An 18,475-nucleotide genomic window follows, 5' to 3' on the forward strand; every position below is an offset into this window, starting at 1 on the left:
TTTCCGGGGCGCGCTTTCGCGTTTCTCAGGCGGCCTGCGCCTCCTCGGCGGGGACGGCGGCCGGGGTCCTGCGGGGGAGCTGGGTGAGGGCGGTGACCAGGGCCAGGCCGATGATCCCGATCGCCACCAGGTAGGAGACGTGGTAGCCGGAGACCAGCGCCTCGGGGGAGGTCCCGCCCGCCACCGCGGTGGCCAGGGCGATCTGGGCGGCGATGCCGATCGAGATGCCCACCTGCTGCGTGACGTTGAACAGGCCCGAGGCCAGTCCTGACTCGGCGGGGGAGACGGCCGAGGTGGCGGCGACCGTGACGGCGGCCACCAGCAGGCCGAAGCCGACGCCGGTGAGCAGCTCGGGCGCCAGCAGGTGGGTGACGAAGCTGCTGCCGGTGTCCAGGCGCAGGTAGAACAGGAGCCCGGCGAGGATGAAGACGAGGCCGGCCACGATCGTGGGCCGCACGCCGTACCTGGCCAGAGCGCGGCCGCCGACCGTGGAGGCGGTCAGGGCGATCGCCACGGAAATGGGCACCAGCGACAGCCCGGACTCGGTGGCGTCGTAGCCCAGCACGACCTGGGTGTAGAGCGTCAGGATGAACGCCACCGGCTGCATGGCCCCCGCGATCAGGAACATCAGCAGGTTGCCCGCCCGCAGCTGCCGGTTGCGGAAGATGCGCAGCGGCATCAGCGGGCCGGCCGAGCGGCGCTCGATGAGCAGGAAGGCGCCGAGCAGCACGACCGCGCCGCCCACCAGCGGCCAGTCGGCGTCGACCACGGCGTAGATCAGCAGCGCCAGCCCGCCGGTCGAGGTGATCGCGCCGAGCAGGTCGAAGCCGCCCGAGGCCCGCTCGCCCCGCGCCGCGGGCAGCAGCACCAGCGCCAGCGCCGCGGCCACCACGCCGATCGGCACGTTCACGAAGAACACCGACCGCCAGCCGAAACCGTCGGTGAGCAGCCCGCCCGCCACGACGCCCACCGAGGCGCCCACGGCGCCGACCGCGCCCCAGATGCCCATCGCCTTGGGCAGCGCGGGGTCGTCCTTGAAGATGGTCATCACCAGCGACAGCGCCGCGGGGGCCACCAGCGCCCCGCCCAGTCCCTGCGCCGCCCTGGCGGCCACCAGCGCGCCGCCGGAGGCGGCCAGTCCGCCGGCCAGCGAGGCCACGGCGAACAGCAGCATCCCGATCATGAAGATCCGCCGCCGCCCCACGTAGTCGGAAAGGCGGCCACCCAGCAGCAGCAACCCGCCGAACACCAGCGAATAGGCCGAGCTCATCCAGGACAGGTCGCTCTGCGTCAGATGCAGTTCCCTGGCCATCGGCGGCATCGCGATGCTCACGATCATCAGGTCAAGGATCAGGACGAACTGGGTAGCCGCGAGCAACGCCAGCGCGGCCCATTTGTTCTTCATGGCCAACTCCCTTGGGGCACTACTTGTAACAGTGGCCATGATGTGTGACTATCATCGCCAGACGGAAGAAGGCACTTTCATGTCCCAGAGTCACACGCATGTACCAGAGCAGCTCAGGACCATCGACGACGCGGAAATGGCGATCGAGCAGGGCTTCTGCCCGATCCCACCGCGGGAGATCCTGGACAAGATCTCGGGCAAGTGGGCGATCCAGATCATCGTGATCACCGCCCGCCGGCCGGTCCGTTTCACCGAGCTGGAGCGCACCATCGAGGGCGTCAGCCGCCGCATGCTCACGCTGACCCTGCGCAATCTGGAGCGTGACGGCCTGCTCGAGCGGACGGTCTACCCCACGGTGCCGCCCAAGGTCGAATACCAGGCCACCCCCATGGCCCTGGAGCTGTACGAGGCGATGCTCACGCTGACCAACTGGTCGCGCAAGCACAGCGCCTGCGTGGCCAGGTCACGCCAGGCCTACGACGCCCGTCAGGAGGCCGCCGTCTGAGGTTCGAGTTCGGTACGGCGTGCCGTACCGAGCCGCCACGCGCCGGAGACGAGCAGCGGCAGCAGCAGGAAGCCGATGAAGATCGGTGAGGCCATGTAGCGGTAGTCCTGAGCGGAGATGTTGGCCAGGATCGCCAGCTGCTGCCCGGCGACGATGGCCGCCACCCCGACCACGTAGCGGTTGCGCAGCGACCACGCGGCCAGCGCCACGGCGAGGTAGGACAGGTAGGACCACAGCGCGCCCCGCCAGGCCAGCCAGTCGACGCTCTTGACCAGCCACAGGTCGAGCCAGGAGCGGACCACCTGGTGCAGGTTGTCGGACAGCGGCCGCAGCGAGTAGACGACGGCGCGGCCGGGGAAGTCGGTGACCTTGCCGGGGCCGACATAGGTGTCGGCGTTGGGCAGGAGGGAGAAGCGGTAGGTGTCGCCGCCCATGGCCGACTCGTCCTCGGCCAGCTTCCAGGCGATGGAGCCGCGGCAGAGCCTGGCCTTGATGACCTCGCCCGGGTCCTTGATCAGCAGCCGCCGCCACAGGTCGAGCAGCTCGCCCGCGTGCGCGTCGGCCTGCTGCCAGCTGAAGTTGGCACGCCAGATCAGCGGATTGATTGTGTAGCAGGTGCCGCCCTTGGTCCACCTGTTCAGCGGCGCCACGCTGGCCAGCAGGGTCGTGTCCCGGTCGTCGAACAGCTCGGGGTGCTCGGCGAAGGCCACGGCGATGTCGCCGAAGGCGGTGTGGTAGACGTACGTCTTCGTCGGAGCCGCGATCCCGACGTGCGGGAAGACCAGGTTGTTGAGCATCAGCGGGATCGCGGACGCGGCCACACCGACAACCGCCAGCAGTATCCGCTGCTCCTTGAGCACCACGAGCAGGACGATCACCGCGAGGATCACGACCAGGAACCCGTTGGCCCTGAACAGGCCGAGAGCGGTGAACAGCAGCCCGAGCGCGACCAGCCGCAGGCGGGTCACGCTCCTGTCGGCCGCGATCCGCGCGCACACCGCGGCGATGAGCAGGGCGCAGATGGAGAACGGCACGTCCTTCCACAGCGCGACCGAGAAGGCGCCCACGGGAGGCAGAAAGGGCAGCAGCACCGCCAGCCCTGTCGTCCAGCGTTTGGGCGCGCCCATCGCCTTGAGCGCCTCGGCGAGCACCGTGATCGCCGCGGCCATGGCCGTGGTCTGCAGCAGCGTGACCAGCGCGATGTCACCCGTGAACCTGAAGCTGAGCCACAGCAGCGAGTCGTAGAGCACGGAGTGGTCGCTGATCCACGGGCCGGCCACGGTGTGGCTCAGATAGAGAACGGAGTCACGGCTGAACAGTCCGGGATAGAGAGCCGCCCACCACAGCAGTAACACAACCTGAATCGCCACGAATGTCGCGATCTTTGGAGTTTTACTGGCACTTTCCGTGGGTTCGTTGTCCATGGCTCCCAAATCCCGGCCTAGACGGCTCGGGACACGCTACCCGACCTACGGGTAGCTCGTGCCGGCCTGTGGCTGCCTGTCGCCGAACAAGGCCGGCAGCGTGACCAGGTGGAAGCCGCGCCGATGGAGCATCCTGAGGATGTACGGCATGGCCTCGATCGTCTCCGGATACACGTCGTGCATCAGGATCACGCCGTTGCGCTTGGCGTCCCGCATCACCTCGCGGATGATCTTCGTGGCGTCGCGCGTCTTCCAGTCCTGCGAGGAGCGCGACCACAGGATCTCCGCCAGGCCTTGCTGACCGGCCAGGCCCAGCACCCGCTTGTCGGTGTCCCCGTACGGCGGGCGGTAGAGCTTCGGGCGTATCCCGATGGCCTTCTCGATGGCGTCCTGCGTGGTCATCAGCTCTTCGATGATCTTCGCGTCGGACAGGGTCGGCAGGTGAGGGTGCGTGTAGGAGTGGTTCCCGATCGCGTGGCCCTCGGAATGCTCCCGCCGGGCGACATCCGCATATGTCACGACATGCTGGCCCTCGAGAAAGAAGGTGGCTTTTACGTCCCGCTTCTTGAGGATGTCGAGCAGCTTGCTGGTATAAGGCCCGGGCCCGTCGTCGAAGGTGAGCGCCAGGCACTTGATGTGGCGGCAGTTGACGGCAGCCGAGGCCGGGGCGGGGACGGCCGCGAATGCGACTTGTGTGCTCATCGCCAGCGAAATCGCTAGCAAGTTCTTTATCAACACACTGGTCACAGTACGGCGGGGTGGGCAGCAAGTCTGGTTGCTCCGTTCTCCAGGTATCGCAAAGCTTTGTCGGTATTCTTACGGAGGCCACGGATGGTGGGAAGGTGGGTGATTGTCCAGGCCAAGGTAAACGCATCGAGTGTTGCTTAGTCATGGAGTCATCAAGCTGGCTAACATGCTTCTCTATGGAAGTCACGGACAAGCGTATGCCGCTAGTGTCGGCAATTGTTCCGATTTACAATGTTGAGCGCTATTTGCGGGTGGCGCTCGAGTCCCTGGCCTCGCAGACCCACACCAACCTCGAAGTGGTCATGGTCGACGACGGGTCGACAGACGGCAGCGCCCTGATCGCGAAGGAGTTCGCCGCCAGGGATGAGCGTTTTCTCCTGATAAGCCAGGAGAACGGTGGCCTGAGCAAGGCGCGCAACGTCGGGATCCGTCACGCGACGGGCGATTACCTGACGTTTTTCGACTCCGATGACATCAGCCCGCACTACGCATTCAGATCCGTGATTCGAACGCTGGAGCAGACCGGCTCGGATTTCCTGTCGGGCCGGGTCGTCCGACTCGACAGCAGGGGCACTTTCGACGTGCCCATGCAGAGCGATTCACACGCGAAGAGCATCCTCAGCACGACCGTGGAGAAAACCCCCGCGCTCATGCGCGACTTTCTCGCCGGGAACAAATTCTATCGGCGCCGCTTCTGGGATGCGGCAGGTCTGGAGTTTCCGGACGGGCTCACGTTCGAAGACGGTCCGGTAAGCGTCCGGGCGCATGCGCTCGCCCATTCCGTGGACGTGGTCAGGATTCCGACCTGTTACTGGCGGATGCGCGAGGTGGGTACCGGGCGGTCCATCAGTCAGCAGAACACGGAGGCGCATTTCTTCACCGACCGGATCGAGACCTCACTCCTCTCGATCGACTTCCTGAGCCGGGAACGGCCGGACCTGCTCGGCCTTTTCTACGCCGAGGACATCGGCCACAAGTTCGTCATCATGTACAGGTATCTGGCCGCGACCTCGCCGGAGGTGCGTGGACAGTTCATGGACAGGGCCGCCGACTACCTGGAGCGTGCTCCTGAGGAGGTGATCGACGGCCTTCCGCCGGAGCTGCGTCAGCGGATCCTGCTCACCAAGCGGGGTGATCTGTCAGGGCTGATGGAAGACCTTCAGGCGGCGGTACCCCCCGCTCCTGACAGGGGCAGGCCGTCGATTCTGCGCGCACATTTCCGGCCTCCCGGCGAGCAGGGCGACGTGCACGGCGCCGTGAGCAGTGTGGAGCTCGACGGCGACCAGGTGCGGATCATCGGGTTCGGCCACCTGGCCGGACTGCCCGCCGAAGGTCGGCTCACGGCCGCGAACCGCGCCATCTGGGCGACCCACGACAAGTCCGGCACGAAGCACCGCGTGCCGTTCCAGGCCACCCCCAGCCCGCAGGCAGCGGCGTCGCAGCCCGAGCATGCGGAGTGGAGTGCCGGCTACGCCGGATACGACGCCCGGCTCGACCTCGGGATGCTGAAGAAGAACGGTCGCTGGCTCTACGGCATCTGGCGGTTGACCATGACGGCGATGACCCCACGCGGGCTGTGCAAGGGCCCGCTCGCTGCCGGTTCGATCCTGATCGCGCGAGACCTGCGTCCCATCGACGTGGACGCCGACGTCCGGATCATTCCGATCATCGAGGACGGCGCCCTCATCCTGCGGGTCAAGAAGACCGAGGCGATGTTGACCGGCTGCCGGGCCGACGGCGGAGACGTGGTCCTGTCCGGACTCCTGCGCGGAAAGCCGACCGATGGCGCTCGACTGCAGTTGCGCAGGATATCCCAGGTGGCCGAGGTGTCCGTGCCGCTGGCGACCGCGCGCGGTCCGAAGGGCTTCGCCACTTTCACGGCTCGGCTGCCGATGTCCCAGGTGCTGGCAGAGGTGGGGCCCGCGACGCCGGCTCCGGTGTCCGCCGCTCAGAATCGCCTGTACTTCAACGTCGTCCTCCCCGGTCAGGCGGACCGTAGCCTCCCGGCAGATTTTCGGATGGGAACGGTCAGCCTGTTCGCTGACGGTCAGCGGCTGGACATCGCCGTCGATCACAGCGGAAAGGCGACGGCCACGCTTCGCCCGGCTCTGCCGACTATGGAACGCGTCCGCTGGGGAGCCGGCGGGACCCTGGAGATCTCGGGTTCGGGCGGGCGACCGTACGGGCTGGTGGTCCGGCACAACAGGCGGCGGGAAGAGCGGCTCGTGCCGATCGAGGCCGGGCCCGACGGCACCTGGAGCGCTCGGCTCGATCCGACGCGTGTTCCGGTGGCCGGGACCGTGCTCCCGCTCCGGCCGGGGACGTGGCGCTTCGTCCTGCGGACCCGAGACTACGGCGATGTGGACTTCCCCCATGCCGGCGAGGCTCTGGCCGAGCTGGGCGCGAGGGACGGCTTCCACGTCGCCGCCCTGAGCCTGGACCGGTTGGTGCTTCAGGTCCTGCCCCGCCTCGGCGACGACGAGCGGGGCGCGTTCAACCAGCGCATCCTGCGAGAGGTTCGCTATCCCCGCCTTCGGGATCGGCCGCTGCGCGAGGCGATCCTCTACAGCAGCTTCGGCGGGAAGAAGTACTCCGGCGCGCCACGGGCACTGTACGAGCTGCTCTCGGCGGGCGAGCACGCGGTCGAGCACGTCTGGGTGACCAGCGACGGGCAGGCCCCCCTGCCCGAGGGGGTCCGCAGCGTCGAGCTGATGAGCCGGGGGTGGTACGAGGCCCTGGCCACGAGCCGCCACATCGTGACCGATGTCGATCTGCCGGACTGGTTCGTCCGTCGCAAGGGCCAGACGGTGACGCACACCGGGGACGACCCCACGATCGGCCGCCCGGAAAGCGACCTGCTGGTCAACGGGGACCTGGCGGAGATCGCCGCGGCCGTCCGGCGGGAGCTGAACATCCCCGCGGGCAAGCACATCCTGCTCTACGCGCCGACCCGCAGGCCCTACGAGCATTACGGCTCGGGTCGGTACAGGTTCGCCCTGCGTCTGGAACCCGCCAAGTTCACCGACGCCCTGCGCGAGGAGTACGTGCTCCTGGTGCGGCGGCATCCTGAGGCCATAGACGACCTGCTCGGGATGAACGACGACTTCGTCGTCGACGTCGCGAACTACCCGGACGTCAACCGGCTGCTCGCCGCGGCGGACGTGCTCGTCACCGACTACTCGTCGGTCGCCGCGACCTTCCTCAACACCGCGCGCCCGGTGCTGTTCTACGCCTACGACCTCGATGAGGAGCGCGACTTCGACCCGCCGGGTCCCGTGCTGCGGACCACGGAAGAGATCGTCGACGCGCTTTCGGACCTCGACGCGGTCAAGCTCGAGTACAGCGCCCGCTACGCCGCGTTCGGAAAGGACGACGGCCAGGCCACCGCGAGGCTCGCGGCCCGCCTTTTCGCCAAGTGACTTCCAGGCCTGTCCGTCACATGGGCGGACAGGCCGAAGTCGTGTGTGCTAGCGGAATCCCGGCTCGCCGCCAGGGAGCTCCAGACCCGCGAACCGGCCCGCGGACGGGCTGCCCGCACGCACCCGCTCGGCCCGCTCGGCGAACTCCCTCACCTCGCTCGGCGTCAGCCAGGTCGTGGCCAGCAGCTTCCTGTCGTTCTTGTCCTGGTAGTAGCGGAAGTCTGACCTGGGTGTCCGCCAGCCCGGCCCGTAGTTGTCCACCAGGAACGCCTCCGTGTCGCGGGGCACGTAGACCTCGCGGTCCATGAAGGTCGCGGGCACCACGGGCTCGAAGTCCTCTTTCCGCAGCTCGTGGGCGTCGAATGACCAGGCCCTGCCGCGGTGGAACCACACGGGGATGACATCGATCCACATCCCGTTGAGCCCCACCTTGATCATGCGGCCGTTGCCGGCGAAGCAGATGTCGAGCCCGAGCTCCATCAGCCGCAGCGAGGTCTCCTGCAACTCGACCTTCAGATCCTTCGGGCGGGTCGAGTCGGCGAGGTAGGCGCAGTCGAAGTCGTCGTCCCCGGGGATGAAGCCCTGGTCGCGGTGGTGGCCGAGCAGCGTGCCGTAGAACAGGAACAGGTGCTTGCCGAAGTGTCGCTCAAGGATCTCCTTGGCGCGGACGTAGACGAGCAGGCGCGCCACCTGCTCGCTCTCGCTGGGCGGCCAGCCGCCCCACTTGGTCGGCACCCGCCCCTCCGCCAGGAGTTCGGGCAGCTTGCCGTTGCCGCCCGGCACGTGAACTCGCACGGTGGTGGCGTTGGCGGTGGTGACAAGGTGCCGCCCCTCCACGGTCAGCTCCAGCTCGGTCCGCTCGTCGAACTGGCCCATCACGTCATGGGTGAGCTCGTAGGAGAAGGTGGGCAGCCAGGGCCCGGCGTCGACGGTGATCCGCTTGAGCACGCGACCGCCGACGTGGATGGCGACGCTCTCCCTGGTCCCCGGGGCCAGGTAGCCGGAGATGCGCAGGCCCGTGGCGGTGATGTGTGCCTCGAAGAAGCCGCCGCGCGTCGTCGTGGGCGGGGCGACCGTATCCAGGTCGGGAGTGACCGTTCGCCCGATCCGGACGTCGTCGGACTGGCGGGTCACGTAGGCGAGGCGGAAGCGCCAGTTCTGCAGCGCCATGTGGGTCCAGGTGGCGTCGATCTCCTCAAGGCGTTGCACGGCCAGCCGATAGGCCTCCGCCGCCGCCTCCAGGTCGCCGTGCGCCTCGTGCAGCCCGCCCAGCCGGTGTACGGCGTGCACCCGCCGAGGGTGGTGCTCGACCAGGTAAGAGAAGTGCGTGACAGCCCGGTCGAAGGCGGCCTCGGGCGCGTGGTTGACGCTCACCACTCCGTCGGCGCCGAAGGTGAACGGTACCGAGTAGAGCCTTTCGAGGCTGTGCGCCAGCCGGTAGCGCCATTCGTGCTCGTGCGGCGCCCCGTCGATCATCTCCTGGAGCGCCTCGGAGGCACGCTGCCACTGGCCCAGTGACTCGGCCACCTTGGCGATCACCTTGAGTACGCGCGTCCGATCCTTGGCCCGTGCCAGGGAGACCTCGAGCCGGTCGAGATCGTGGATGTCGATCGCCTCGGCCAGTTCGCCGCCCTGTGCGAGGCAGCGGCCCAGGGCGCGCACCCACACGTACTTGCCCGGTTGGAGCTCCAGGGCGCGGCGGAGGTGGGCGATGACGTCCTGCCAGGCGCCCTGGACCTTGGCGACCCGCGCCAACTTGCCGTGGTAGACGGCCGAGTCGGGACGGAGCCGCAGCGCGGCGGAGTAGGCCTCACCGGCGGCCTGCCAGTCCTTCCTCCGTTCGAGCGCCCGCCCGAGTTTGGCCCATCGCCGTGCGTCCTCGGGGTTGCGCCTGGCCTCCGTCGCGCGTCGCCGTGCGGTCAGCGCGCGGCGCGTTCGCCGGCCGCGTTTGGAAATGGTGTTGACAAGCGCTTTGGGATTGAGGACTTTCACTAGGTTCACCCTCGGATTCGGCAGTTCTGACTTGGGCAAACACTAACCACATCCCTTGGTGGGCTCTTGGATTTGCCGCGATTATTGCCGTCAAGAACGAAGGGAAAATAGCTGGACTGGTCGGCTTATGAGTGGATATCGCCCAGACAACTGGCGGGTGATCATTGGTAAAGCTCCGGTCGAGTCAATGGCCGGTCGAGTCGACCACTCCTACGTTTACGTGGCAATCGATCGGGAGGGGGACGCGTTGCCGCGATTTCGCATCGGCCGGATTCGCCGCGATATCGGACGGGGCCTCGGTCCTCTCGTCCGGCGGCATGGGTATGGGTGGATATGCCGTGTGCGGGCGGGATTCGGAGCCGACGAGGCCGCGCTGCGCATGCGGCTCGGCCGCCTGGCCGAACAGCGCGGGCGCTACCAGGAGGCGGAGCTCTTCTACCGCAGGGCGACACTCCTGCGGCCCGAGGACGCCGCGTGCCACCTCAGGCTCGGCCGGATCCTGCTGCGTCAGGGGCGGCTGCCCGAGGCGGAGTCCGCCTACGCGGCGGCCGTCGCCCTGCGGCCGGACAGCTATCCGTGGCTGACCAGGCTGGCCAAACTGCGGGTACGGCAGGCCAAGTGGGCCGAGGCCGTCGAGTGCTACGAGGCGCTCATCTCGCTCAAGCCCACCAGCCCGCGGCTGCATCTGGCGCTGGGGCAGGTGCTCGAGTCCGGCGACGACCCGTTCGCCGCGATAGCCGTCTACCTGCGCGGGCAGGCGGCCTTCGGGGACGACCCCAGGCTGGTGCGCCGGCTGGCCGACGCCTACGACAAGGTGGGCGACTGGCAGTCGGCGGCCGAGACACTACGCCGGATCCAGGACCCGGACAGCGAGGTCCTCCTTCAGCTGGCCCGCTCCCTGGTCCTGCGGTACCGCGTGCCGTTCCGCTGTGTCACCTCGCCCGCGGCCGTCATCCGGCCCGACCAGGGGTTGCACGTGGAGGCGATCGCCGCACAAGCGTCGGGGCTGGGGGTCGAGACGGTAGCCACGCAGGCCGATCCGGGCCTGTTCGCGGAGGCGGTCGCCGCGCTCGAGGCGGCGGCGCAGGAGAAGGCGGGCAGCCCGCGCATCTCCTACCGGCTCGGCCGCCTGTACGAACGCTTCGGCCAGAACGGGGAGGCGGCCCGCGCCTACCGGCAGGCACTGGACGAGCTGGCCACCGTGAAGCGGGCCTGGCGCAACACCGTCGAGTCCGACTGGCGCTTCAGGGAACGGTACGTTTCCGAGGCCGGCGACGACCCGAGACTGCTGCGCTCGGTCACGCCAGGGGGCGAGACCACCCAGGCGGCACCTGCCGGCTACTTCGAGGCCCTCGTCACCGCCACCGGGCTGCGCCTGCACGGCTTCCTGCTCCCCGACACCGGCGACGAGGTGGAACTCCACGTCGACGGCACGCGGGTCAGGAAGATCGAGGTCAACACACGCAACTGGCGGCCGGGCTTCTCCTACGAGATCACGCACTCCGCGCTGGCGGACTTCCCGGAGTCGGCCTCGCTGACCATGCTCGCCGGAGGCCGCCATCTGGTGGCCGGGGGCGGCGCCCGCGCGCTCGTCCTGACCAACCCCGGTGGCGCGGGACGGCTCGACGGGCTGCTGGCCGAGGGCAGGCGCCTGAACAAGAAGGGCACACTCGCCCTTCCTGAAGCCGAGCTCAACGACCGCCAGCTGGTCTACGTCAAGGCCTACGGCGAGCTGCGCGACATGCTGGAGGAACTGCTCGGCAAGCAGCTCTTCCTGCTGTACGGCACGCTGCTCGGCTGCCATCGCGACGGCGCGTTCATCGCGGGCGACGACGACTTCGACGTCGCCTACCTGGCCAACTCCAGGAAACCGGCACGGCTCAAGGCCGAGCTGCGACGGGACGCCCTCACGCTGCTGCGCGCCGGCTGCGACATCGGCACCGCCGCGGGCGGCCGGCTCTTCAAGGTCCGGATGCACGGCATCTGGCTCGACGTGAACCCGATCTGGTTCCGCGACGGGTCGGCCTGGGGGTTCATCAGGCACCGGCTGACACGGGCGGATTTCGAGCCGGTACGGCAAACGGAATTCCTGGGTCACCAGGTTTACGTGCCGAACGACGTGGAGGCGTTCCTGGTGGAGAACTACGGGGAGACGTGGCGCACCCCGCAGCCCGGATTCCGCTACTACAGAAAGCCGGAGGACGTGAAGTACATGCGCCGTTCCTGGCTACGTCCGGCGGAACTGGCCGAATTCGCGCGAGAGGCTGAGGCGGTGGCCCGGGAATTCCCCGGAGCCGGCCGTTTCGTGGGAATTCAGCAGCCCGCGGAAACCGGCTTCGTCAACGACTGACCATCAATCTGGGGGGAAATATGGAGCAAGAAACGACGGTATACGTCGGGATGAGCGCGGACCTCATCCATCCGGGACACATCAACATTTTGCAGAAGGCGGCCGAGCTCGGCGAGGTCACCGTCGGCCTGCTCACCGACGCGGCGATCGCCAGCTACAAGCGCCTGCCGCACATGACCTACGACCAGCGCCGCGCCGTCGTCGAGAACCTCAAGGGCGTGACCCGCGTGGTGGCCCAGGAGACGCTCGACTACGTGCCCAACCTCCAGGCGCTCAGGCCCGACTTCGTCGTCCACGGCGACGACTGGCGCAGCGGCGTACAGAAGGAGACCCGCCGGCGGGTCATCGACGCGCTGGCGAGCTGGGGCGGCCGGCTGATCGAGGTCCCCTACACCCAGGGCATCTCCTCCACCCAGCTGCACGGATCGATCAAGCAGATCGGCACCACCCCCGACGTGCGGCTGTCGCGGCTGCGCAGGCTGCTGGACAGCAAGGACCTGGTGCGCATCCTGGAGGTGCACAGCGGGCTCAGCGGGCTGATCGTCGAGCACGCGAGCGTGGCCGCCGACGGCGGGATGCGCGAGTTCGACGGCATGTGGTCCTCCTCGCTGACCGACTCCACCTTCCGTGGCAAGCCGGACATCGAGGCGGTGGACATCTCCTCCAGGCTGCAGACCGTCAACGAGCTGTTCGAGGTGACCACCAAGCCGCTGGTCTTCGACGGCGACACCGGCGGCAAGCCGGAGCACTTCGGCTTCACTGTCCGCTCGCTTGAGCGGCTCGGCGTCTCCGCGGTCATCATCGAGGACAAGGAGGGGCTGAAGCGCAACTCGCTCTTCGGCACCGACGTGGTCCAGACGCAGTCCGAGCCGGCCGACTTCGCACAGCGGATCAGGATCGGCAAGCAGGCGCAGATCACCGACGACTTCATGGTGATCGCCCGCATCGAGAGCCTCATCCTCGACAAGGGCATGGACGACGCGGTGATGCGGGCGGAGACCTACATCGACGCCGGCGCCGACGGCATCATGATCCACAGCCGCAACAGCGAGCCGGACGAGATCTTCGAGTTCTGCCGCTTCTTCGACAAGCTGCCCAAGCGGGTGCCGCTCGTGGTCGTGCCGACCAGCTATCCGCAGGTCACCGAGGCCGAGCTGGTCGACCACGGCGTCAACATGGTCATCTACGCCAACCACCTGCTCCGCGGCGCCTACCCGCAGATGACCAAGGTCGCCCACACCATCCTGGAGCATGGCAGGGCGCTGGAAGCCGAGCCGCTGCTCGCCTCGGTCAAGGAGACCCTGTCGATCATTCCGGAGAACTGACGATGCTCGATCCCTCCTGGTTCGTCCAGACCTGCCGCGAGCAGGGCGTGTCCCTGTTCACCGGCGTGCCCGACAGCCTGCTCAAGGAGCTGTGCACGACGCTCGACCGTGAGGTCGGCCGCGGGCAGCACGTGATCGCTGCCAACGAGGGCGCCGCGGTGGGCATCGCGATCGGCCACCACCTGCGCACGGCCACCCCGGCGCTGGTCTACCTGCAGAACTCCGGCTTCGGCAACCTGGTCAACCCGCTGCTGTCACTGGCCGACCCCGACGTGTACCGCGTCCCCATGGTCGTCCTGGTCGGCTGGCGCGGTCAGCCCGGTGTCAAGGACGAGCCCCAGCACGTCAAGCAGGGCAGGGTCATGGCAGGCCTGCTCGACTCCATCCAGGTGCCGTGGGCCGTACTGCCCAAGGACCCCGCCGAGGCCTCCCAGATCCTCAAGGAGGCGCTGGCCTGCGACGGCCCGTACGTCCTGCTGGTGGAGAAGGACACCTTCACCAAGGCCGTACGGCCGGCCACCCAGGACCGCGGCACGCTCGCCTCCCGCGAGGAGGCCCTGACGGCGCTGGCCGCGGCGGTCGGCCGCGAGGCGGCCATCGTGTCCACCACGGGCATGCTCAGCCGGGAGCTGTTCGAGTACCGCGAGCGGCAGGGCGGCCACGGCCAGGACTTCCTGACCGTGGGCGGCATGGGGCACGCCTCCTCGATCGCCCTGGGAGTGGCCATGAGCGCCCCCGAGCGCGAGGTGTGGTGCTTCGACGGGGACGGGGCGCTGCTGATGCACCTGGGCAGCCTCGCGGTGATCGCCGACCAGGCGCCGGGCCACTACTTCCACGTGGTGTTCAACAACGGGGTCCACGACAGCGTCGGCGGCCAGCCGACCTCGATCGGCAGGGTCGACGTGGTGGCCGCGGCCATGGCGCTGGGATACCGGCAGGCCGTGTCCACCGACGACGTGGAGGAGATACCGGACCTGGTCTCCGGCCTGCGCGAGTCGGGCGGCCCGGCGCTGCTCGAGCTGCGGGTCCGGCCGGGCAACCGGCCCGATCTGGGCAGGCCGACCAGGACCCCCGAGCAGAACAAGCAGGCGTTCATGGCCGCCCTGCGAGGTGGGCGGGGGTGAGCGGCGCCGTCCGCTACGGCTCCGGAGCCATCCATCGGCTCCCCGAGCTCGTGCGGTCGTGGGGTGGGCGGCGGGTCCTGCTGGTGTGCGGCGCGGGCTCCTTCGAGGCGTCCGGCGCCGTCGGCGTGCTCGCCACGCTCACCCAGGTCGCCCAGGTCCGCAGGTGGAGCGGGTTCCGCCCCAACACCGACGCGGCGGACCTGGTCGAGGGGCTGGCCATCGCGGCCGACCTGGACCCCGACGTCATCGTGGGCGTCGGGGGCGGGTCCACGCTGGACATGGCCAAGCTGCTGTGCGCCTTCCCCGGCGTCACGGACGGCGACAAGCTCGCCCACGCCATCCGCGCGGGCCTGCCGGCGCCCGTGCGGGACTGCCGGCTCGTGCTCGCGCCCACCACCAGTGGTTCGGGCAGCGAGGCGACGCACTTCGCGGTCGTCTACCTCGGCTCGGAGAAGTACTCGGTGGGCGGCCAGGCCATGCGCCCCGACGCCGTGCTGCTCGACCCGGACCTCACCCTGAGCGGCACCGCCTACCAGCGGGCCGCCTCGGGGCTCGACGCGGTCGCGCAGGCCGTCGAGAGCCTGTGGGCGGCCGGCGCCACCGATGAGAGCCGCCGCTACGCCCGGCGGGCACTGCGGGTGCTCATGCCCGCCATCGAGGACTTCGTCCGCGCGCCCGCGGCGGGATCCGCGCGGGCCATGACCGTCGGCAGCCATCTGGCGGGCCGGGCCATCGACATCTCCAAGACCACGGCGGCCCATGCCCTGTCCTATGCGATCACCAAGAGATACGACGTGAGCCACGGGCACGCGGTGGCCCTCACGCTCGGCGCGTTCATCGGCACCCACGGCGAGGCGGACGAGGGGCGTCTCCAGCCGGGAGTGACGATGGGCACGCACACCGCGGCACTGTCCGCGATTCTCGACGCGCTCGGGGCCACCAGCCCCGTCCAGGCCGGACGGCGCTGGACGGAGCTGGGCGGCCGGCTCGGACTGCCGATGCGGCTGGCCGAGATCGGCGTCGAGACACCCGACCAACTGGGGCGAATCGCCTCGGCGGTAAACGCGCAGCGAATGGGCAACAATCCGGTCCGGTTCACCACTGAGGAACTCACGGACCTCATGCGCCGCGCCTTCTAACACACAGCTGGGTCAAGAAGCGGCATGGACATGCTCTAGGGGTAGCAGACAGTGGTCGCTGAAGCACCCAGGGTGGCCATTCTTAATTTCTAGGCACCAGCCACGGGGGTAGAACCACATGAACGATCGGCCCTTGTTCGTCATCGGCTGTCCGCGTTCCGGTACCACGATGCTGCAGCTCATGCTGCACTCGCACCCGCGGATCGCGGTGGCGCCGGAGACCAGGTTCCTCGAACCGGCCTACTACAAGCGCCGCAGGTTCGGGGACATGCGCGACCCGCGCAACCGCGAGTCGCTCGCCGAGTGGATCGCCGACGACAAGACCACCAAGTTCAGGGAGCTTGGCCTCGACCGCGCCGAGTTCGTACGGCAGGCCACGCAGAGCCCTGCCTCTCTCGGATCCGTGATCGGGACCGCGTTCCGGATGTACGCCGACCGGTTCGACAAGAGCCGCTGGGGCGACAAGCGTCCCAGCTACGTACGCAAGACGCACATCCTGCGCAGGCTGTTTCCCGACGCCCAGTTCATCCACCTGATCAGGGACGGCCGCGACTGTGTGGCCTCGCTGAAGGAGATGCCCTGGTACAACCTGGACACCTTCCACGCCGTCTCCGCCTGGGCCGAGGCCATGGACGCCGGTGCGGAACTGCGCAGGTCGCTGTCCGCGGACACCTACTACGAGCTGTACTACGAGCACCTGACCGACGACCCGGCGACCGAGATGAAGAAGCTGTGCCACTTCCTCGGCGAGGACTTCGACCCGGCCTCGGTCTCACCGGAGGAGGCGGCGAAGGTCGCGGTCCCCAAGCACAAGGTGTGGCACACCAACACCCACGGCGAGGTCACCCGGTCCCGCGTGGGCACCTGGACCACCAGGCTGCAGCCTTGGGAGATCTCGCTGTGCGAGAGCGCCCTCGGTGACCGGCTCAAGGATCGCGGCTACGAGCTCACCGGCGCGCCCCAGGCGGCCGCGCAGCACCTGGCCGCCTTCCGCGCCACGCTGCGCAAGCGCTCGAAGAACCGGCGCAGCAAGCTCATGAACGACCGGCTCAACCGGCTGCGCGAGCCGGGTCCCGTGCCCGCACTGCTGACCGACGGTCAGCGGGCCGCCGCCGGGCTTTCGCCGCTGCGCGGCAAGTCCGCCGAGGTGTGGGTGGGCTGAGGTGACCCGGTACACGCTGGCTGACGTGCACGAGACGCGGAAGACCCGCGACGCGTGGTGGACGGTCTACCTGGTCGATCCGATCGCCTGTCCGGTCGCGCTCGTGGTGGCCAACCGGACCCGGTTGACGCCCAACGCGCTCACGGTGATCTCGCTGGCGCTCGGTCTCGCGAGCGCGGCCTGCCTGGCAGTACAGGAGCTTGCCGCGGGGGCGCTCCTGTTCTACCTGAGCTTCATGATCGACTGCGTGGACGGGAAGATCGCCAGGCTGAAGGGCACGGGGACGCCCTTCGGCCTCTGGCTGGACTACATGGGCGACCGGATCCGGGTGGTGTTCTGCGCCGCGGGCCTGGCCTACGGCCAGTACGTGGCCACGGGCGACATCACCTACATCGTGGTCGGCTCGGCGATAGCCGTCATGGATCTGTTCCGCTATGTGAACGCGCCGCAGATGAAGCGCGTGCGCGAGGTGATCAGGGAGGCCAAGGCGGCCGTGGGCGACATGGTGCCCGCGCCGCGGTCGCCGGGGGCGTCGCGGTCGAGCTTCATGAAGCGGCTCAACAGGTACCTGGCCCGGCACCGGGTGCGGGCGCACCTGTTCAGCGGGATCGAGTTCCACGCCTCGGTGTTCGTCGTCGCGCCGCTGATCGGCGTGCCCGCGCTGGTGCCGGTCTCGACCGTGGCCAGCGTCCTGCTGCTCGCCAACGAGATCTACGTGATCTACCGGCTCTGGGTCTTCACGCGCAGGCACAGCGCGCTCGTCCAGAAGCACCGCGAGCACGTTCTCGTCTGATTCGGGGGATGGAATGTCTGACCGGCCAGTGTTCGTCATCGGCTGCCCGCGCTCAGGGACCACGATGCTGCAGCTCATGCTGCACTCGCACCCGCGCATGGCGGTGCCGCCGGAGACGAGGTTCCTGGTGCCCGCCTACGAGCGGCGGCGATCCTTCGGCGACCTGCGCGAGCCGGCCGCGCGCGAGGCGCTGGCCCGTTGGATCGCCACCGACATGAGCACCAAGTTCCGCGAGCTCAAGATCGACAAGCAGGAGTTCGTACGGCAGGCCGTCCAGGGCCCCGGCACCCTGGGCTCGGTGATCGGCACCGCGTTCCGCATGTACGCCGACCGGTTCTGCGCGCCGCGCTGGGGCGACAAGCGTCCCAGCTACGTCAAGCAGGTCGACATGCTGCTCCGGCTCTTCCCCGACGCCCAGTTCGTCCACCTGATCAGGGACGGCCGCGACTGCGTGGCCTCGCTGAAGGAGATGCCCTGGTACTCGCTGGACTCCTACCACGCGGTCGCCACCTGGGCCGAGTCGATCGACGCCGGGGTCAGGCTGCGCGAGTCGATGCCGGACGGCACCTACTATGAGCTGCGCTACGAGGAGCTCACTGCCGACCCGGCGACGGAGCTGGCCAGGCTCTGCCACTTCCTGGAGGAGGAGTTCGAGCCGGCGATGATCTCACCGCGCCAGGCGGCCGGTGTGGCGCTGCCCGCGCGCAAGGTCTGGCACCGCAACACCCACGGCGACGTCACCCGTTCCCGCGTGGGCAGCTGGGCGTCCCGGCTTGAGGAGTGGGAGATCGCGCTCTGCGAGCACGTGCTCGGCGACCGGCTCCGGTCGCTGGGCTACGAGCTCACCGGTGCTCCGCGGGTCCGCATGGACCACCTGGTCACCTACCAGCGCACCGCGCACAAGCGCAGGGCCGGCCAGGTGCGCAAGGCCATGCGAGACCGCGTCGAGCGGCTGCGCGAGCCGGGCCCGCTGGCCGCCAGGCTCACCTCGGGCCAGCAGGCGCTGGCGGGCGTGCCGCGCCAGCGCACGGCCTCGCTGGAGCGGCTCAGCGCGTGAGGCGGTCGAGCCGGGCCGCGGGGGCGTCCGGGC

General features: G+C 68.8%; 13 protein-coding genes. 9 read left to right on the forward strand and 4 right to left on the reverse strand.

The window, feature by feature from the left end; all coding sequences use genetic code 11:
- Window positions 1-25: 25 nt before the first annotated feature.
- Window positions 26-1,405: an MFS transporter gene (locus tag KIK09_RS51710; RefSeq protein ID WP_214326974.1), complete on the reverse strand. Its 1,380-nt coding sequence runs from the start codon at window positions 1,403-1,405 to the stop codon at window positions 26-28.
- Between the two features lie 79 nt (window positions 1,406-1,484).
- Between KIK09_RS51710 and KIK09_RS51715 the strand changes: the two genes are divergently transcribed.
- A complete protein-coding gene (locus KIK09_RS51715) occupies window positions 1,485-1,910 on the forward strand; it encodes a winged helix-turn-helix transcriptional regulator (protein ID WP_250575177.1) in 426 nt (141 codons plus the stop codon).
- Here KIK09_RS51715 and KIK09_RS51720 read toward each other — a convergent pair.
- Both KIK09_RS51720 and KIK09_RS51725 read right to left on the reverse strand, forming a co-directional pair.
- On the reverse strand, window positions 1,892-3,280 hold the full coding sequence (locus tag KIK09_RS51720; protein ID WP_214326975.1) for a hypothetical protein: 1,389 nt from the start codon (window positions 3,278-3,280) through the stop codon (window positions 1,892-1,894). The two genes, KIK09_RS51715 and KIK09_RS51720, sit on opposite strands and share 19 nt — an antisense overlap.
- 99 nt (window positions 3,281-3,379) lie before the next feature.
- Window positions 3,380-4,036, reverse strand: coding sequence for a polysaccharide deacetylase family protein (locus KIK09_RS51725; RefSeq protein ID WP_214326976.1), 657 nt, complete (start codon window positions 4,034-4,036; stop codon window positions 3,380-3,382).
- A gap of 56 nt (window positions 4,037-4,092) precedes the next feature.
- Between KIK09_RS51725 and KIK09_RS51730 the strand changes: the two genes are divergently transcribed.
- Window positions 4,093-7,500, forward strand: coding sequence for a CDP-glycerol glycerophosphotransferase family protein (locus KIK09_RS51730; RefSeq protein ID WP_214326977.1), 3,408 nt, complete (start codon window positions 4,093-4,095; stop codon window positions 7,498-7,500).
- 48 nt (window positions 7,501-7,548) lie between these two features.
- On the opposite strand, the gene KIK09_RS51735 is transcribed toward KIK09_RS51730, so the two are convergent.
- Entirely contained in the window at window positions 7,549-9,492 is a 1,944-nt protein-coding gene (locus KIK09_RS51735) for a tetratricopeptide repeat protein (RefSeq protein ID WP_214326978.1), read from the reverse strand.
- Window positions 9,493-9,832: 340 nt separating this feature from the next.
- Here KIK09_RS51735 and KIK09_RS51740 point away from each other — a divergent pair, with 340 nt between their 5' ends.
- The 7 genes from KIK09_RS51740 (at window position 9,833) to KIK09_RS51770 (ending at window position 18,442) form a co-directional block, all read left to right on the forward strand.
- Window positions 9,833-11,842: a tetratricopeptide repeat protein gene (locus tag KIK09_RS51740; protein WP_214326979.1), complete on the forward strand. Its 2,010-nt coding sequence runs from the start codon at window positions 9,833-9,835 to the stop codon at window positions 11,840-11,842.
- Between the two features lie 50 nt (window positions 11,843-11,892).
- Window positions 11,893-13,167, forward strand: a complete 1,275-nt coding sequence (gene aepX, locus KIK09_RS51745; RefSeq protein WP_214326980.1) for a phosphoenolpyruvate mutase — start codon at window positions 11,893-11,895, stop codon at window positions 13,165-13,167.
- Window positions 13,168-13,169: 2 nt separating this feature from the next.
- Window positions 13,170-14,291 carry a phosphonopyruvate decarboxylase gene (gene aepY / locus KIK09_RS51750; protein WP_214326981.1) on the forward strand — a complete coding sequence of 374 codons (1,122 nt, stop codon included), beginning with the start codon at window positions 13,170-13,172 and terminating at the stop codon, window positions 14,289-14,291.
- Window positions 14,288-15,430 carry a phosphonoacetaldehyde reductase gene (locus tag KIK09_RS51755; RefSeq protein ID WP_214326982.1) on the forward strand — a complete coding sequence of 381 codons (1,143 nt, stop codon included), beginning with the start codon at window positions 14,288-14,290 and terminating at the stop codon, window positions 15,428-15,430. The genes aepY and KIK09_RS51755 overlap by 4 nt, the downstream gene beginning before the upstream one ends.
- 118 nt (window positions 15,431-15,548) lie before the next feature.
- Window positions 15,549-16,592 (forward strand): sulfotransferase family protein, encoded by a 1,044-nt coding sequence (locus KIK09_RS51760; RefSeq protein ID WP_214326983.1) that lies wholly within the window; start codon window positions 15,549-15,551, stop codon window positions 16,590-16,592.
- 25 nt (window positions 16,593-16,617) lie between these two features.
- The gene (locus KIK09_RS51765) at window positions 16,618-17,385 is read left to right on the forward strand and encodes a CDP-alcohol phosphatidyltransferase family protein (RefSeq protein ID WP_308164803.1); all 768 of its coding nucleotides are present in this window, start codon (window positions 16,618-16,620) and stop codon (window positions 17,383-17,385) included.
- 13 nt (window positions 17,386-17,398) lie between these two features.
- The gene (locus tag KIK09_RS51770; RefSeq protein ID WP_214326985.1) at window positions 17,399-18,442 is read left to right on the forward strand and encodes a sulfotransferase family protein; all 1,044 of its coding nucleotides are present in this window, start codon (window positions 17,399-17,401) and stop codon (window positions 18,440-18,442) included.
- Window positions 18,443-18,475 lie beyond the last annotated feature (33 nt).

Origin of the sequence: Nonomuraea sediminis, from assembly GCF_018531495.1 — a bacterium.
Classification (GTDB): Bacteria; Actinomycetota; Actinomycetes; order Streptosporangiales; family Streptosporangiaceae; genus Nonomuraea; species Nonomuraea sediminis.

Coding starts and splice junctions, on each gene's coding strand:
- aepX (WP_214326980.1), top strand. CDS start 11,893: ATGAGCGCGGACCTCATCCATCCGGGACACATCAACATTTTGCAGAAG.
- KIK09_RS51760 (WP_214326983.1), top strand. CDS start 15,549: ATGAACGATCGGCCCTTGTTCGTCATCGGCTGTCCGCGTTCCGGTACC.
- KIK09_RS51770 (WP_214326985.1), top strand. CDS start 17,399: ATGTCTGACCGGCCAGTGTTCGTCATCGGCTGCCCGCGCTCAGGGACC.
- aepY (WP_214326981.1), top strand. CDS start 13,170: ATGCTCGATCCCTCCTGGTTCGTCCAGACCTGCCGCGAGCAGGGCGTG.
- KIK09_RS51725 (WP_214326976.1), bottom strand. CDS start 4,036: ATGAGCACACAAGTCGCATTCGCGGCCGTCCCCGCCCCGGCCTCGGCT.
- KIK09_RS51710 (WP_214326974.1), bottom strand. CDS start 1,405: ATGAAGAACAAATGGGCCGCGCTGGCGTTGCTCGCGGCTACCCAGTTC.
- KIK09_RS51715 (WP_250575177.1), top strand. CDS start 1,485: ATGTCCCAGAGTCACACGCATGTACCAGAGCAGCTCAGGACCATCGAC.